We start from the raw sequence: 15,407 nt of genomic DNA, 5'->3' as shown, positions 1-15,407 counted from the left end.
CGTTAGCCCTTTTCCATATGCTCGGCGCCGAAGGCCCCGGGCAGGAGTTCGGAGACGGTCATGGTCAGCGTTGCGCCATCCGTCGTGGCCATGGTGACCTTCACATCGCCATTCACGGCAAATTCCCGCAGCTTCTGGCGGCAGCCGCCGCAGGGGGGAACCGGCGTCGGGCTGTCTGCGATCACGGCCACTTCCGCGATGGCGTACTCGCCCGCGGCGGCCATCGCCGCGATGGCCCCGGCCTCGGCGCAGGTGCCCTCGGGATAGGCGACATTTTCAACATTGACGCCGGCATAGACCGCACCTGTCGGGGTGCGCATCGCAGCGCCGACGTTGAAATTCGAATAAGGAGCATAGGCGTTTTCGCGGATAGCTCGCGCGGCCGCAATCAGGGGGGTATCAGACATGGGGACCTCCGTTTGTGCCAGTGTGTTCGGCACGGGCCGAGGATGCAAGACGGGAACGGCCTGCACGCGGGCCATGCCGTAGCGCGCGATGTTTCCGGCCGGGCGGGGGGCTGTCTGCCCCCCGGCGCCCGGCGGGCGCTCCCCCCGAGGATATCTCGGGAAAGAGGAAGGATGGGCCGCGTTTTATGTTGCCCGACGCTGCGCTGCGGCATCATGCCTCGGCACTGCAGCATCCGTTAGCGCCGAAAACGCGACGAAGTGCCCGCGCAACAGACTTGCGCGAAACCGCCCCATTTGCGTAACTCTCGCAAAGTTTTGCAGGGAGAGAACTCATGGGATATTCCGACATCTATGGCGCCTGGAAAGAGGATCCGGAGGCGTTCTGGATGAAGGCGGCCGAGGCGGTGGACTGGTTCCAACCGCCGTCGAAGGCGCTCTTCGATGACAAGGCCCCGATGTATGAGTGGTTCTCGGATGCGCTGGTCAACACCTGCTACAACGCGGTGGACCGCCATGTAGAAGCCGGGCGCGGCGACAATCTTGCGATCATGCATGAGAGCCCGATCACCCATTCGAGCAAGGGCATCACCTATTCCGAGCTGCGCGACCGCGTGGCCTCGCTCGCCGGCGCGCTCAAGATGCGCGGTGTAGAAAAGGGTGATCGGGTGATCATCTACATGCCGATGGTGCCCGAGGCGATCGAGGCGATGCTGGCCTGCGCCCGGATCGGCGCGGTTCATTCCGTGGTTTTCGGTGGCTTCGCGGCCCATGAGCTGGCGGTGCGGATCGACGACGCCAAGCCCAAGGCGATCATCGCGGCCTCCTGTGGTCTGGAGCCGGGCCGGGTTGTCCACTACAAGCCGCTGCTGGACAACGCCATCGAGGCGGCCGAGCACAAGCCGGAATTCTGCGTCGTCTTCCAGCGCGAGCAGGAAGTCGCCAAGTTGATCGACGGGCGCGATTTCGACTGGCATGCCTTCCAGTATGGCGTGAAGCCGGTGGATTGCCTGCCCGTCGAGGGCAACCACCCGGCCTATATCCTCTATACCTCCGGCACCACCGGCCAGCCCAAGGGCGTGGTGCGCTCCACGGCCGGCCATATCGTGGCGCTGCAATGGTCGATGGAAAACATCTACAATGTCGGACCGGGCGAGCGTTTCTGGGCGGCCTCCGATGTCGGCTGGGTCGTGGGCCATTCCTATATCTGCTACGGGCCGCTTCTGGCGGGCGCCGAAACCCTGGTTTTCGAAGGCAAGCCGATTGGCACGCCCCATGCCGGCGTCTTCTGGAAGATCATCCAGAACCACCGCGTGAAGAGCTTCTTTACCGCGCCGACCGCGCTGCGCGCCATCAAGCGCGAGGACCCGAATGGTGAATGGGTCAAGCGTTACAAGCTGCATGACCTGCAGGCGCTGTTCCTGGCCGGCGAGCGGGCCGATCCGGACACGGTGAAATGGGCGCAGGAGCATCTCGGCGTGCCGGTGGTGGACCACTGGTGGCAGACCGAGACCGGCTGGGCCATTGCCGCCAACCCGATCGGGATCGAGGAACTGCCAACCAAGCTCGGCTCGCCGTCGGTGCCGATGCCGGGTTACGAGGTGCATATCCTCGACGAGGGCGGGCACGAAGTGGAAGGGGCCGGCACGATGGGCGCCATCGCCATCAAGCTGCCGCTGCCGCCGGGCACATTGCAGACGCTGTGGAATGCCGAGGAACGCTACAAGAAATCCTATCTTGAGCACTTCCCCGGCTACTACGAGACCGGCGATGCCGGCTACAAGGACGAGGACGGCTATCTCTACATCATGTCGCGCACCGATGACGTCATCAACGTCGCAGGCCACCGTCTGTCGACGGGCGCCATGGAAGAGGTGCTGGCCGAGCATCCCGATGTCGCCGAATGCGCCGTCATCGGGGTGGCCGATGCGCTCAAGGGCCAGCTTCCCTTCGGCTTCCTCTGCCTCAATGCCTCGCATGAGCGTTCGCCCGAGGAGGTGATCGCCGAATGTGTCGGCATGGTTCGCCACGAGATAGGCCCGGTTGCCGCCTTCAAACTCGCCGTTGTCGTCGATCGTTTGCCGAAAACGCGTTCGGGCAAGATCCTGCGCGGAACGATGCAGAAGATCGCCGATAGCGAGGAGTACAAGATGCCCGCCACGATCGACGATCCGACGATTCTCGACGAGATCACGGAAGCGCTGAAGACGGCGGGTTACGCTAAGTAACCCCCTTACCAAAAAGCAAAAATACACGTTCCGTCCGGCCTCGCGCCGGACGGATTGTCTCAACTGCTTCGATACGGCTTGTCTCAAGTGCATGCAGGGTGCAAGGCGCTAGCTGAGCCTTGTTCAACGCGGAGACGTATGACGTGCCGACACTCCCGGCGCCTTCTGGAGATGGACCGAGCACAGGCGACGATTCGAATCCCGCCGATTACGGTTGCATAGCGGGCGCCAGGCTGCTTGTCTTTTCCGGGAATGCACACGCAACCCTGCCGCTTGTGCAGATCCTGAACCATCTGGGTGCATCGGTCGATCTTGTCTTCGGGGAACGGCCCGTTCGCGACCCGCAGGAAGCTCAAGACCACGACGTTCTGCTAATCGACACGGATTGCGAAGACGGGCTCGAACTTCTGTCCGACGCCGCCGCCACCCCCGGTGGGCCGCCGGTTATGGCGCTCTGCTCCAACATGACGAAAGAGGACGAACAGCGCTTGCGCGATCTGGGTGCGGACGCGGTCCAGCCAACACCAATCATGGCGATCGCCCCCCTTGCCTCGGCCCTCGCCCGGCTGTTGAAACGCCGCGACCATGAACCGCCGGTAGTGCCTTCGAGTGCCGAAGGCACAGCGGCGGCGGCTTCCGGCGCTGGCTGCGCGCTGCGATCGCTGATCCGCATCGCCGGGCCGGATCAGGCGGTATCGCTGCTCGACGAGATGCACAGCGATCTGCAGCGGTCCTTGAGAGAGCTTCGCGCCTGCGTAAATGCGTGCGACCTTGCGGGCGTTTTGGCGCAAACCCACATCCTGATCGCACTGACCGGGGCGGCCGGGGCCGACCGTCTTCAACGCCTATCCGAGGAATTGAACCGCGCGGGCCACGACGCCGACCAGGATCGGATCGCGGCTCTCAGCCCGCGTCTCGAAGCTGGCCTGTCGGAGCTGCTTTCGGAGATCATGCGCGAAAGGCGCCGGCTGACGGGCGAGAGTGGCACATGAAGGACATCCTCCTCATCGAAGACACCGCGGCGCTCCGCAGCATCTACAAGAATGTTCTTTGCAATGCCGGCCACCAGACCGTCTCCGCGGAGACCGCGGCCGAGGGGCTGGCCCTGTTCCGCGACCTCCTGCCCGACATCCTCGTGCTGGATCTCGGGCTACCGGACGGGGACGGGCTGGCGTTGATGGACGATTGCCTGCGTCTTGCGCCGCGCTGCAGGGTGATTGTCGTGACGGCCAATCGCTCCGTCCCCATCGCGGTCGAGGCCATTCGCAAAGGGGCGTTCGACTTCCTCGTCAAACCGTTCGATGCCGAGCAGTTTCTCGATGCCATCCGCAACGCGCAGGCGGATAGGGGCGCACAGCCTACGCTCTTTCCGGACAACGCGAAAAATTCTGGCCGGTTCGGCGGCTTCATCGGCACTTCCCCGGCGATGCAGAAGGTCTATGAGCGCATCCGTTCGGCCGCGCTCTCCATGGCCACGGTTTTCATCACTGGCGAAACCGGCACAGGCAAGGATATCTGCGCCCGGGCCATTCACGACCGTTCGCCGCGTGCCGAGGCCCCGTTCATCCGGTTCCGCTGTGGTGCCATCGCGCCAGAGCGGCAGGAAGCGGAGCTGTTCGGCTATCGGCATGGCGCCTTTGTCGGCGCCCTGGGCAACCAGGTCGGCGCGGCGATTGCGGCCGATGGCGGGACGTTGTTCATCGACGATATCTGCGACATGGATCCGGCGCTCCAGGCCAAGCTCCTTCGATTTCTGCAAACGTCCATGATCCGTTCCCTCGGTGCATCGACGCCGCAAATGGTCAACACACGGATCGTGTGCGCCACGGACAAGGACCCGATGGAAGAAGTCCGCCTCGGTCGGTTTCGGCAGGACCTGTTCCACCTGCTGCATGTCGTTCCGATCCATGTTCCGCCGGTGCGCGCGCGGGGTGCCGACGTGTTGGCCATTGCCGAAGCCGCTCTGGTCGAACATGCCCGTGTCGAGGGCAAGCGGCTCAAGGGTCTTTCAGAGGATGTGAAAAAGCTGCTGCTGCGTCATGACTGGCCCGGCAATTTGCGTCAGATCGCAAGCGTGATCCAGAACATCGCCGTCTTGCAGGACGGCGAATTGGTGACGCCGGAGATGTTGCCGGAGGAACAGGGCTTCGGGCCGTTCGCCGAGCTTCCGCCCGTGGCCTCGAGCGGGCAGCCGGAGAGCGTCGCGGGGCGGGTGGAGGATCTTGTGGGCCTGACCTTTGCCGAGATCGAGCGCAGCGTCCTGACGGCCTGCATTGCCCGCCACGGCGGCTCTGTTACCGAGGCCGCCAGAGAACTCGACCTTGCCCCCTCGACACTCTATCGCAAGCGCGCGGGCTGGCAACGCGACGGGCAGGCCTGAGCCGGCCCTCGCCTCTCAGACGAACTGCTCCCGGATCAGCCGCTCCTCCAGCCCGTGCCCGGGATCGAACAGGATCCGGTGGCGCAGCCCCGGCTCGCTACGGATCAGAACAGTGACGACATTCCGAACCGCGGAACGGCTGTCGGCTTCGGCCATTACCGGGCGTTTCTCGGGCTGCAACACGTCGAAGCGCACTTCAGAGGTCGACGGCAGCAAGGCCCCGCGCCAGCGGCGCGGACGAAAGGCCGACATCGCGGTCAGCGCCAGGACTTCCGAGCCGATGGGAACGATCGGGCCGTGGGCGGAGTAGTTGTAGGCGGTCGATCCCGCCGGTGTGGAGACCAACGCGCCATCGGCCACGAGTTCCTCCATCCGCACCCGGCCATCGACCGAAATGCGCAGCTTTGCCACCTGCGGGCCGGCGCGGATGAGCGACACTTCGTTGATCGCCAGGGCGTCATGCATCTCGCCATCCGCAGTGATCGCGCGCATGGCCAGGGGTGTGATGACCTCTTCCTCGGCGCTCTCCAGCCGCTCGACCAGCCCCTCGGCCAGGTATTCGTTCATCAGGAAGCCGACCGTACCCCGGTTCATTCCGTAGACGGGCGTGTCGAGATGTTGGGTGTCATGAAGCGTGTGCAGCATGAACCCGTCGCCACCGAGCGCGACGATGTAATCCGCATTGTCGGGTTGCGTTTGCCCGTAGATGCCGACCAGTTCCGCCAGCGCCTCTTCGGCCACATCGGCCCGGCTGGCCGTGAAAGCAATTCTGCTCATCGATCTCGGGGCCCTCCCGCGGCGCGACGATGGTTTCGCAAACGTCATCCCCCGCCGCCATCGGAAACACAAGTCTCGCATATTGACGCGCAAGCGGGCAAAGAGGCCTGTTCTCGGCTTTTGTCTTTTGCAATGTTGAGCTACATCCCCCCGCAAAGCAATCATGCGGCCCGCTCCGGGCCCGCGCTACAAGGGAACCGCCATGACACAGGATACCGGCTTTTTCACCGAGGCCCTCGCCTCCCGCGACCCCGAGATCGCGGAAACCATCAGCCTAGAACTCGGTCGCCAGCGGGACGAGATCGAACTGATCGCGTCGGAGAACATCGTCAGCCGCGCCGTCCTGGAGGCCCAGGGCTCGGTGATGACCAACAAATACGCCGAAGGATACCCGGGCCGACGTTATTACGGCGGCTGCCATTTCGTCGATATCGCCGAGAACCTTGCAATCGAGCGCGCCAAGCAGCTCTTTGGCTGTGAATTCGCCAATGTGCAACCGAACTCGGGCAGCCAGATGAACCAGGCCGTGTTCCTGGCCCTTCTGGAGCCGGGCGACACGTTCATGGGGCTGGATCTCAATTCCGGCGGCCACCTGACCCACGGCTCGCCGGTGAACATGTCCGGCAAGTGGTTCAATGTCGTCTCCTACGGCGTGCGCAAGCAGGACAGCCTGCTTGACATGGAAGACATCCGTGCCAAGGCGCTAGAGCACAAGCCGAAGCTGATCGTTGCCGGCGGTACCGCCTATTCCCGCGTCTGGGACTGGGCCGCCTTCCGCGCCATCGCCGACGAGGTCGGTGCCTACCTGATGGTCGACATGGCGCACATCGCGGGCCTCGTGGCGGGCGGCGTGCATCCCTCGCCGTTGCCCCACGCCCATGTCGTGACCACCACGACGCATAAATCCCTGCGCGGCCCGCGCGGCGGCATGATCCTGACCAATGATGCCGATATCGCCAAGAAGGTGAACTCGGCCGTCTTCCCCGGCCTGCAGGGCGGACCGCTGATGCACGTGATCGCGGCCAAGGCCGTGGCCTTCGGCGAGGCGCTGCGCCCCGAGTTCAAGGATTACGCGGCCCGGGTCGTCGCCAATGCCCGCGCCATGGCGGACGAGCTTCTGAAAGGCGGCATCAACGTGGTCTCGGGCGGCACCGACAACCACCTGATGCTGGCGGACTTGCGTCCGAAAGGCGTGACCGGCAAGGCCACAGAAAAGGCGCTCGGCCGGGCCTTCATCACCTGCAACAAGAACGGCATCCCGTTCGACCCGGAAAAGCCCTTCGTCACCTCCGGTATCCGTCTCGGCACCCCGGCCGGCACCACCCGCGGTTTCGGCGAGAAAGAGTTCCGCGCCATCGCCCGGATGATCGTCGAGGTCGTCGATGGACTGGCCGCGAATGGCGAAGAGGGCAACGGCGAGGTCGAAGAGAAGGTCAAGGCCGAGGCCAAGGCACTCTGCGCCCGCTTCCCGCTCTACGAAGGCATGTGATCGGTTTCCCGCTTGCGGCAAGCGGGATGGCCGTGCCGGGGCGAAGCCCTTCAGGTCGTAATTGACGATGGATCGGCCCGCAGTTTTGCTGTGGGCCGGTTTCCTTTTGAGGGGGCGCCAAGCTGCAGGCTGCGCTGAGGGCCATTCCAATGGGCTTTCCAGAAAAGCCACCCTCCTCGTCGTGGACAGATAACGGAGGTCGTATCTGACGCTATCAGCGCACTGCCGCCATTGGGCCGCCCTTGTGGCTTCGCGAGTGCAGCATGAACTCAGCGGGAAGCCTACCTCGTGACCAGATGGTGGAGCAAAATGCGGCAAATGCCGGTTAAGTGTTTGAGGCAACCATCACAAAATGTTCGTAATTTCATGGAAATTCTGGAAGATTGAAAGCGGGGCATAGCTCAGCCCCCTGTTGATGTTCAAAGACCGGCATATACACGCATACAAATGACTTTTTCGGCAGTAGGAGCGTATAATGAGGGGGTGAGTGACCTTGCAGGGACCTTACCCGTCCAAGGTGTCCGGCGTTTGTTTTCAAGAAACAGGCTTGGCGTTTCAACGAAAAAACCTTGGGTGTTGTTACCACTATCTGTCATTGCGGCCCGTGCGAGAACTCAGAGCCCTGAACAAGCCATCGCTGTCCCCTACGACATGCTTAACTCTGGTGAACAAATGGCAATGCAGTTTTTGTACGATGTGCTTGAGAAGGGATCCGACTATCTATTTGGTATCGTTGACAGACACGACACGAACATTGACCTCTTTGAAGTGAGTATCGTTTTCCTGACGTATTCGGACACAAAGCTTCGTCGCGATAAGTTGCCGTCATTGGTAACCACAATGGCAGAAGATCGATCCAACGCGATTCCGGCGGGCGCGGATATTGTTACCCGTTTCATGCGAGCCAGCCCCAATTCACCGATAAAGCCAATCCAGCCATAATGAATTGAACGGTGTCCCGAGGCCGGTTTGAAGAGGCAGCTTTTTCCCGCAACCGGACGTCGGAAGAATGCCCGACGAGCTCCCGGTTGTCTTCCTGACGGTTGGTCCCCGACCTTTCGCGCAGGCGATTTCGTATTCGCAGCGAAGGTCCGGATAGTCGGCAAAGCAACCAAAGCCGAAACAGCGGAAGCCGAGAAATCAGATGCTGGCGATATCTTGGGAGAGCCTTGGGGGCCTCGTATCTCGTTGTCAAAGGCCGCGCCCCGGCAGAGAAAACGGCTAGCCCGATCCGCGCTTGTGACAGGCCACCATTTCTGACCGCGTCCACGTTTACCGACGCAAGGGTTCACAGGGCGCAAAGGGCCGCTTGCAGCAATTGGCGGCCCTTATCGCGCGGCCTCCATCATGGCTTTGAGTTCCGAGACCGTCAGCGCCACCGGGTTTGCCTTCATCGAGGAGGACGTCGCGGCAGCCTCGGCGGCGGCGGCGCGGTCTTCGGCGCTGACCCCGAGCGCATCCAGTCCCGGCAAGCCGCAACGCGTGGACCATGTCGCCAAGGCGCCGAAGGCATCGCCTTCCGCCGCCGGAATGGCCGATGCGATCCAGCCACGAATTTCATCGAACCGCCTTTGCACCTCTGTGTCCTTCGCACGGGCGGCATTGAGGGCCAGCCCATGGGGCAGCAACGCACCGCAGATCGCGCCGTGAGCCGCGCCGGAGAGCCCGCCAAGCGGCCCTGCGAGGCCGTGGATCACCCCCAGCCCCGCATTCGCCAACGCCAGCCCGCCGCAGAGCGAGACCCAGGCCATCGCGTCGCGGGCCTCCGGATCTTCGCCCGCCATCAGACGCGGCAGCGCTGCCAGCCCGGCGGGAATCGCGTCCCGGCAGAGCGCGTCGGTCAGCGGGTTGGCGCGGGTGCACAGATAGGGTTCCATCACCTGCGTGATTGCGTCCAGGCCGGAGGCGAGCGTGACGCCACGGGGACAGCCATCGGTCAGGGCGGGATCGACAATGGCCAGACGGGGCAGCATCGCTAGGTCGCGCAGGCTCACCTTTCGCCGCGCCTCGGGCACCGAGATGACCGCATTGCGGGTGACTTCAGTGCCGGTACCGGCGGTTGTCGGAATCGCGGCGAAGGGCAGCGGCGCAGCTTCCAGCGGAAGGCCGCGCCCGACAACTTCGAGGTGGTCGAGCATCGGACGCTCCGAGGGAACGAGCGCCGCAATCGCCTTGCCGGCATCGATTGCCGCCCCGCCGCCAAGGGCGATGACGGCGTCCACCGCAGCCGCGCGGGCGGCGGAAACACCGGCATCAATCAAATCCATGTCCGGCTCCCCCGGCACCTGGAAGCGCAGAACGTGGCGCCCCTCGGCTTCCAGCGCGTCGCAGAGCCAGGCCGCGCGGCCGGCATCTGCACCGCAGACGACCATGATCCGTTCTCCCAATGCTGCCAGCGCCGGCACGGTTTCCCGCGCTTTTCCACGTCCGAACAGGATCTCCGTCGCAGTTGCAAAGGCGAAGCTGGTGGGTCGGGCTGTCATGGTGAAATTCCTTGCAAGACGAAACGCGGTCGCCCGAACATGCCGAGGCCCGGACCCGACTTGATTGCCTCCCACGCCATCGGCTTGGAAGGTGACAAATCGGCCTGAATAGCGGCCAGCCATCCCCCGTTCAGCTAAACGGCCACGCGTCTGCGTGGCCATCGTGCATTCCGTCTGTTGCCCGGGCAGAGTCGATCAGCCGAATTTCATGAAGAGCATGGCATAGGGCTTTTTCAAACCCGCCACAGCGGCCTTCGCAGCATCCCAGTCCCCGGCGGCGGCGGCGGCGTCCAGAGCCTGCACACTGGCCAACAAGCCCGCGACCAGTTTCTCAAAAGCCGGGTCCGATGCATCGGGCGCGGGGTTCGCGGCAATCTCTCCGGCCAGATACTGCAAGACAGCCGCCTCTGCCGCGAGCGCCGGCAGGGCGTCCGGACCCTTCTGGGCATATCCCGCCATCAGCACATGCTCCATCTTCTCGTGATACGCATTCATCCGGTCCGAGAAGCCGATCTGTCCGTTCCTCTGGCGCATCTCGCCAATCTGGTCGCGGATTTCCTCCAGCGTTTCATGCGCTTCGGCCAGTTCGCCGGCCGCAATCTGAGCGTCAGCGCGTTGAGCGATCTGGGACACTGCCTCGACAGTGGCCGCAAATCCGGCATCATCCTCGTATTGCGGCGGCGGGCTGGCCTTCCAGCCTTCCTCGAGCGCCTTCCACTGGCCAACAAACCCCTTGATCGACGCTGTCGACGCTTCGGCATTGCCCATGTTTGTCTGAAACAATGCAGCCCGATAGGCCCCATAGGCCTGCCGCAGCTCGCCCTCGAAATCGGCAAAGGGGCCGGCAGCCGCGAGCCCGGGAAGGATCAGGCACAGGCTCACGGCACTCGCACGCAGGATATTCATTCTCATATCTCCAGTGGTGGACGAGCGGAGCGGCCCGCCGAATTACATTCACCTTTAAGAATATCTTCTGAAGGTCAACCGAAAAGCGCGGTGCCCGTCTGCTGCCAGGACTTTTTTCCTCTCGAAAGGCCGCAACAGGTTCCCGTCTTGCAAAAACCCCATTACGACCGGACGGAATTTCATGCGTTGTGAACCGGGGACCCGATGAACGAGATCAAGGAATATTGGCAGAATTACATCGACGGCGAATGGGTGGATGGCGGCGCGGGCCGCATCGACGTGATCGACCCGGCCTCGGGCAAGACGCTCGCGCAACATGCGCTGGCCGATGCGCGTGATGTGGACGACGCGGTGCAGGCGGCGCGCCACCTGCATCAGTCCCGCGATTGGTCCGGCCTTCGCCCGGTGGATCGCGGGCGCAAGGTGCGCGCGATGGGGCAGTTCCTGCTGAACAATATCGACGAGATCGCCCCTGTCCTGACGCTCGAACAGGGCAAGCCGCTCTGGGAATCCCGGGTCGAGATCACCGGGGCCGCGCGCTATTTCGAATATTACGGCAATCAGGCGGAAACCATCGAGGGCCGCTCGATCCCGCTGGGCGACAAGTATTTCGATTTCACTACCTATGAGCCCTACGGCGTCTCGGCCCAGATCATTCCGTGGAACTATCCGCTCGAAATGGCCGCCCGCTCCCTGTCGGCCGCGCTGGCCACGGGAAATGCCTGCGTGATCAAGTCACCCGAACTGACCCCGATCAGCCTGGCATGGCTCGCACTGGCCGCCGAGGCCGTCGGCCTTCCCGATGGCGCGGTGAATATCCTGTGCGGATATGGGCGCCAGGCCGGAGCCGCGCTGGCCGGGCATCCGCAGGTGAACCAGCTCGTCTTTACCGGCTCGGTTCCCACGGGCATTGCCGTGGCCAAGGCCGCCGCGCTCAACGTGGTGCCCTGCGTGTTGGAGCTTGGCGGGAAATCGGCCGCGATCGTCTACGAGGACGCCGATCTTGACGCCTTTGTCGACGATGTCCGCTGGGGGATCTATTTCAACGCCGGGCAGACCTGTTCGGCCATGTCGCGTGTCATCGTGCATGACAGCATCCATGACGACCTTGTGGACCGCATCGCAGAAATGGCCGAGACACTCTCGGTCGGCCCCGGCATCGACCGGCCGAAAATCGGAGCGAACATGGGCGCGATGGTGAGCCTGCAACAGCGTGACCGGGCCGAGACCCTGGTCACCGCAGCCATCGGCAGTGGCGCGAATCTTGCCACCGGCGGGCGGCGCCCCAAGCGCCATGTCGGCGCTTTCCTGGAGCCGACGGTGCTGACCGATGTCACGCCGGACATGGCCGTTGCCCGCGAGGAGATTTTCGGCCCCGTTCTGTCAGTCCTCCGGTTCCAAGAGGACGAAGACGCCATCGAGATCGCCAACTCGACCCAATACGGCCTTGTTGGCGGTGTATTCACCCGCGACCTCGATCGCGCCACGCGTGCCGCGCAACGGATGCGCGCCGGACAGGTCTTCGTGAACGAGTGGTTTGCCGGCGGGGTGGAAACGCCCTTCGGGGGTTTCGGAAAATCCGGCTATGGGCGGGAAAAGGGGCGCGAGGCGCTCTGGAACTACGTCCAGACCAAGAACGTGGCGATCCGGCTCGGCTGACCACGGTTCCGGTCCGGCGGATCAGCCGCCGACCGGCGCGGGCCGCGCGAATCTGTGGGCGGCCCGCTTGCCGGGATTGGCGAGCAGGGCCAACACCATTTCCTCCAGCGCGTCGGTCAGCCGCCAGCCGCGGGCGGCATAGCGCAGCTGGGCCGACTTGATCAGGTCGAGCATCCGGGCATCGCTCAAGGCTTCGGTCCGCGCCGCTTCCAGCGCGGCGGCGTCCGGACGCTCGGTACACAGGTAGACCATCGTATCGCGCGGGACCTGAGCGAGGGGCAGGAAGAAATCGGCCAGCAACTCCATCTGAGCGGACACCCAGGGCTGGCTCCAATGCAGGAAGTCCTGCTGGACGAGCAATGAACGGCCCGGGATCAGGTGCGGCAGGAAAGTCTCGGACATCCTGTCCATCTTTGCCGCTTCCTTGGAGGCGTCCATCACCAGGATCTCGATATCGCCCCCCTCCCAGGAAAGCGTCTCGATCTCGCCGCGGTGAAGCGTGACCCGATCTTGCCAAGGTGCGAGCAATTCCTGCGCCAGACCGAAAATATCTTCTCCCTCGAATGGGGCGATGCCATTGGCATAGAGCAAGCCCTGCTTGGCCTTCTCATGCGCGGTGAACCGGTCATAGGCGTGCACGGAAATGTCCAGCCCGGCCACCTGAGCGCCCTCGGCCAGCCGCGCGGTCGAGCCCCCCGCGAAACAGCCCAGATCGACGATCGCCCCGGCCCCCTCGGCCCATTGCGACGCCAACCAGAAATAGAGCGCCTGTTCCTGCGCAGAAAGCATCGCCGGCACCTGTCGGGCCCGGCCAAGGGCCATGTCGTGCAGGTGGCGCCAGGGCGCCCGCGCAAAGGCAGCATTTCGGGCTTCTTCAAGGTGTTTCATAGCTCGCCCTTATCAGAGGCCAGTGACAGGAACCATTAACCGCCGCCGCCATTGCAATCGTTTTCCTACAACCAACGACAGCAGGCAACAATCCGCCCGCAAAAAGGCGAAAACCGCTTTTCGGCTCATTGAACGGCATTTGTGGCTCAAAAACCGCGCTTTTGGAGCCACCTAGACCCTCACAGCATAGCGGCATCGCAGGATCAGCGCCCCCCGACTCATGGAAATTCAGAACCCGGTCTGTCATATACCGTGGTGCACGAAGAACGCTCCAATGCGGCATTCGCGCGCGAAATACCGGAGTTCCACAAGGGCTTTTCGGGCGGCAGCAACGCTCGAAGGGTCGGGGAAATTCGCAGACCCGTACTAGACGCCCTATCGAGGATTGAAATGGAAAACGCCTCCCAACTGTTCACCCGCATGAGCAACGCCCAGCATTCCCTGGAACAACTGCGCAACGACGTCAGTCATGCGCTGGTCTCCAGCAAGCTCGCCTGCGAAACCTGCGGCAAGGACGATCCCCGCTTCCAGGAGTTGCACAGCCGCCTCTCCACCGCGCTGGCTGCCCTGCATGGCGAGATCCGCGAACACTAACGGCGGGGCGAAAAGCCTCTCCTGAACCGAGCATGGCTCCGGGCGCACGGCGTTTGGGGCCTTTTGTTTTTCCGGACTGGATTGCGTCCAGAACCGAAAGACCGACCGGGGCCCACCCAACCGGAGGCACCGTCATGGCCCGTCCGGGGCCGGATGACACACTTTTCGCCGGGCATTTTTCGCGGTAGCTCTCAACACGACCGGACTCAAAAAAGCGGGCACAGCGCCTCAATCGTCCAGGAGATCGACTTACGATGGTCAGGCAATTGATCCCGGTGAGCACCCTGCTCCTTGGCTCCGCGCTGCTCGTGTTCGCGGGCGGCATGCACGGGCTGCTGCTGCCAGTGCGCGGCTCGGCCGAGGGGTTCACGGCCAGCTCGCTCGGTCTGCTCGGAACCAGTTGGGCGATTGGCTATGTGCTCGGCTGCGTTCTGGCACCGCGCCTGGTGGGCCTGGTCGGACATATCCGGACCTTCGGCACCATGTGCGCGCTGGCCTCGGTCACGATCCTCTTTCAGGCCCTGCTCGTTGAAACATGGGCGTGGATTCCCACCCGCGCCATTTCGGGGTTCTGCTTCGCTGGCGCGGCAATGATCGTAGAATCCTGGCTCAACGACCGGGCCCAACCGAATACGCGAGGCAGGATTTTCGGGATCTACACCATGGTCAATCTCGGCGCGACGACAGCCGGGCAGATGTCCATTGCTCTCGGCGACACGACCGGCTTCCTGTTTTTCGCCATTGGCGGAATCTTCTACTCGCTCGCGCTCATCCCCACTGCGCTCTCCACCTCGCCCTCGCCCGCGCCGCTGACCTCCGTGTCGCTCGACCTGCCGGCGCTCTGGAGAAACTCTCCCGTTGCCGTGGCGGCCGTTTTCCTAATCGGCATTTCCAATGCGGCCTTCGGCACCTTGTCGGCGGTCTATGCGGACCGGGCCGGGCTGGCTCTGACCTCGATTGCTCTGTTTGCCAGCCTGCCGGTTCTGGCCGGAGCGCTCTCCCAGGTGCCGATTGGCTTTGCCAGCGACCGGATGGACCGGCGGATCGTGCTGGTGGCAACGACGCTGCTCGCTCTGGCGGCGGATCTGGGCTTCATCCTCCTGGCCCCCGAGGGGCGCTGGATGAACCTTGCGCTTGCCAGCCTGTTCGGGGCCGCGATCTTCGCGATGTACCCGATCATCGTGGCACATGCCAATGACCACGCCCCGCCCGGAACCTCGATCCAGGTATCCGGAGGCTTGCTCATGGTCTTCGGGCTCGGCTCGGTGGCCGGCCCGGTGGTGGCCGGCATCGCCATGTCCTCTGTCGGCAAGCAGGGCCTGTTCCTGACAACAATCGCCGCGCATGTCGTGCTGATCCTCTTCACGCTCTGGCGGATCCGGTACAGCCCGGCGGTGCGCGACAAGGACAAGGGCGCCTTCCAGATGTCGGTCCCCGCACGGGTATCGACGCCCGAGACCGCGGCTCTGGCCGGAGGCGAGGAAGAGGAAAACCCCCTCGTCAACCAACCCGAAACTACCGCGCAGGAGACGCCGGAAGACAGGTGATCGAAGCGCGCGTGCCGCGCCACTTCAACGGCCTTGCCAAAAGGGTCGGCGA

At 63.7% G+C, this 15,407-nt stretch carries 13 protein-coding genes; 8 read left to right on the top strand and 5 right to left on the bottom strand.

Annotation, left to right across the window (positions count from 1 at the left end):
• Positions 1-2: 2 nt before the first annotated feature.
• Complete coding sequence (gene cdd, locus AX756_RS13530) at positions 3-407, bottom strand: cytidine deaminase (protein ID WP_068312699.1); 405 nt, start codon at positions 405-407, stop codon at positions 3-5.
• Between the two features lie 332 nt (positions 408-739).
• Here cdd and AX756_RS13525 point away from each other — a divergent pair, with 332 nt between their 5' ends.
• The 3 genes from AX756_RS13525 (at position 740) to AX756_RS13515 (ending at position 5,012) form a co-directional block, all read left to right on the top strand.
• On the top strand, positions 740-2,632 hold the full coding sequence (locus AX756_RS13525; RefSeq protein WP_068312276.1) for a propionyl-CoA synthetase: 1,893 nt from the start codon (positions 740-742) through the stop codon (positions 2,630-2,632).
• Between the two features lie 143 nt (positions 2,633-2,775).
• Positions 2,776-3,624 (top strand): response regulator, encoded by an 849-nt coding sequence (locus tag AX756_RS13520; protein WP_068312273.1) that lies wholly within the window; start codon positions 2,776-2,778, stop codon positions 3,622-3,624.
• Positions 3,621-5,012 carry a sigma-54-dependent transcriptional regulator gene (locus AX756_RS13515; RefSeq protein WP_068312270.1) on the top strand — a complete coding sequence of 464 codons (1,392 nt, stop codon included), beginning with the start codon at positions 3,621-3,623 and terminating at the stop codon, positions 5,010-5,012. Before AX756_RS13520 ends, AX756_RS13515 begins: the two co-directional genes overlap by 4 nt.
• Before the next feature lie 15 nt (positions 5,013-5,027).
• Here AX756_RS13515 and AX756_RS13510 read toward each other — a convergent pair whose 3' ends face one another.
• Positions 5,028-5,789, bottom strand: a complete 762-nt coding sequence (locus AX756_RS13510) for an NAD kinase (protein WP_068312267.1) — start codon at positions 5,787-5,789, stop codon at positions 5,028-5,030.
• A 202-nt stretch (positions 5,790-5,991) separates the two neighbouring features.
• Here AX756_RS13510 and glyA point away from each other — a divergent pair, with 202 nt between their 5' ends.
• Complete coding sequence (glyA, locus tag AX756_RS13505; protein WP_068312697.1) at positions 5,992-7,278, top strand: serine hydroxymethyltransferase; 1,287 nt, start codon at positions 5,992-5,994, stop codon at positions 7,276-7,278.
• Positions 7,279-7,761: 483 nt separating this feature from the next.
• Positions 7,762-8,220 (top strand): hypothetical protein, encoded by a 459-nt coding sequence (locus AX756_RS13500; protein WP_156461496.1) that lies wholly within the window; start codon positions 7,762-7,764, stop codon positions 8,218-8,220.
• A 386-nt stretch (positions 8,221-8,606) separates the two neighbouring features.
• Here the strand turns inward: AX756_RS13500 and AX756_RS13495 are convergent, their stop codons facing one another.
• Together AX756_RS13495 and AX756_RS13490 are read right to left on the bottom strand one after the other, a co-directional pair.
• Complete coding sequence (locus tag AX756_RS13495) at positions 8,607-9,761, bottom strand: iron-containing alcohol dehydrogenase (protein WP_068312695.1); 1,155 nt, start codon at positions 9,759-9,761, stop codon at positions 8,607-8,609.
• Between the two features lie 195 nt (positions 9,762-9,956).
• Positions 9,957-10,667, bottom strand: a complete 711-nt coding sequence (locus tag AX756_RS13490) for a hypothetical protein (RefSeq protein WP_068312263.1) — start codon at positions 10,665-10,667, stop codon at positions 9,957-9,959.
• Between the two features lie 204 nt (positions 10,668-10,871).
• On the opposite strand from AX756_RS13490, the gene AX756_RS13485 reads away from it, so the two are divergent.
• Positions 10,872-12,326 carry an aldehyde dehydrogenase family protein gene (locus tag AX756_RS13485; RefSeq protein WP_068312260.1) on the top strand — a complete coding sequence of 485 codons (1,455 nt, stop codon included), beginning with the start codon at positions 10,872-10,874 and terminating at the stop codon, positions 12,324-12,326.
• 21 nt (positions 12,327-12,347) lie between these two features.
• On the opposite strand, the gene AX756_RS13480 is transcribed toward AX756_RS13485, so the two are convergent.
• A complete protein-coding gene (locus tag AX756_RS13480) occupies positions 12,348-13,214 on the bottom strand; it encodes a class I SAM-dependent methyltransferase (protein ID WP_068312258.1) in 867 nt (288 codons plus the stop codon).
• A gap of 390 nt (positions 13,215-13,604) precedes the next feature.
• Between AX756_RS13480 and AX756_RS13475 the strand changes: the two genes are divergently transcribed.
• Positions 13,605-13,808, top strand: a complete 204-nt coding sequence (locus tag AX756_RS13475) for a hypothetical protein (protein ID WP_068312255.1) — start codon at positions 13,605-13,607, stop codon at positions 13,806-13,808.
• A 254-nt stretch (positions 13,809-14,062) separates the two neighbouring features.
• A complete protein-coding gene (locus AX756_RS13470) occupies positions 14,063-15,355 on the top strand; it encodes an MFS transporter (RefSeq protein WP_068312252.1) in 1,293 nt (430 codons plus the stop codon).
• Positions 15,356-15,407: the final 52 nt, after the last annotated feature.

Source organism: Aliiruegeria sabulilitoris (assembly GCF_001558155.1).
In the GTDB taxonomy this organism is placed as follows: Bacteria; Pseudomonadota; Alphaproteobacteria; order Rhodobacterales; family Rhodobacteraceae; genus Tropicimonas; species Tropicimonas sabulilitoris.
This window is presented reverse-complemented; position numbering and strand designations above follow the sequence as displayed.

Bases quoted from the DNA above. Each gene is read 5' to 3' on its own strand.
- cdd (WP_068312699.1), bottom strand. From the start codon at position 407: ATGTCTGATACCCCCCTGATTGCGGCCGCGCGAGCTATCCGCGAAAAC.
- AX756_RS13525 (WP_068312276.1), top strand. From the start codon at position 740: ATGGGATATTCCGACATCTATGGCGCCTGGAAAGAGGATCCGGAGGCG.
- AX756_RS13515 (WP_068312270.1), top strand. From the start codon at position 3,621: ATGAAGGACATCCTCCTCATCGAAGACACCGCGGCGCTCCGCAGCATC.
- AX756_RS13510 (WP_068312267.1), bottom strand. From the start codon at position 5,789: ATGAGCAGAATTGCTTTCACGGCCAGCCGGGCCGATGTGGCCGAAGAG.
- glyA (WP_068312697.1), top strand. From the start codon at position 5,992: ATGACACAGGATACCGGCTTTTTCACCGAGGCCCTCGCCTCCCGCGAC.
- AX756_RS13495 (WP_068312695.1), bottom strand. From the start codon at position 9,761: ATGACAGCCCGACCCACCAGCTTCGCCTTTGCAACTGCGACGGAGATC.
- AX756_RS13490 (WP_068312263.1), bottom strand. From the start codon at position 10,667: ATGAATATCCTGCGTGCGAGTGCCGTGAGCCTGTGCCTGATCCTTCCC.
- AX756_RS13485 (WP_068312260.1), top strand. From the start codon at position 10,872: ATGAACGAGATCAAGGAATATTGGCAGAATTACATCGACGGCGAATGG.
- AX756_RS13480 (WP_068312258.1), bottom strand. From the start codon at position 13,214: ATGAAACACCTTGAAGAAGCCCGAAATGCTGCCTTTGCGCGGGCGCCC.
- AX756_RS13475 (WP_068312255.1), top strand. From the start codon at position 13,605: ATGGAAAACGCCTCCCAACTGTTCACCCGCATGAGCAACGCCCAGCAT.
- AX756_RS13470 (WP_068312252.1), top strand. From the start codon at position 14,063: ATGGTCAGGCAATTGATCCCGGTGAGCACCCTGCTCCTTGGCTCCGCG.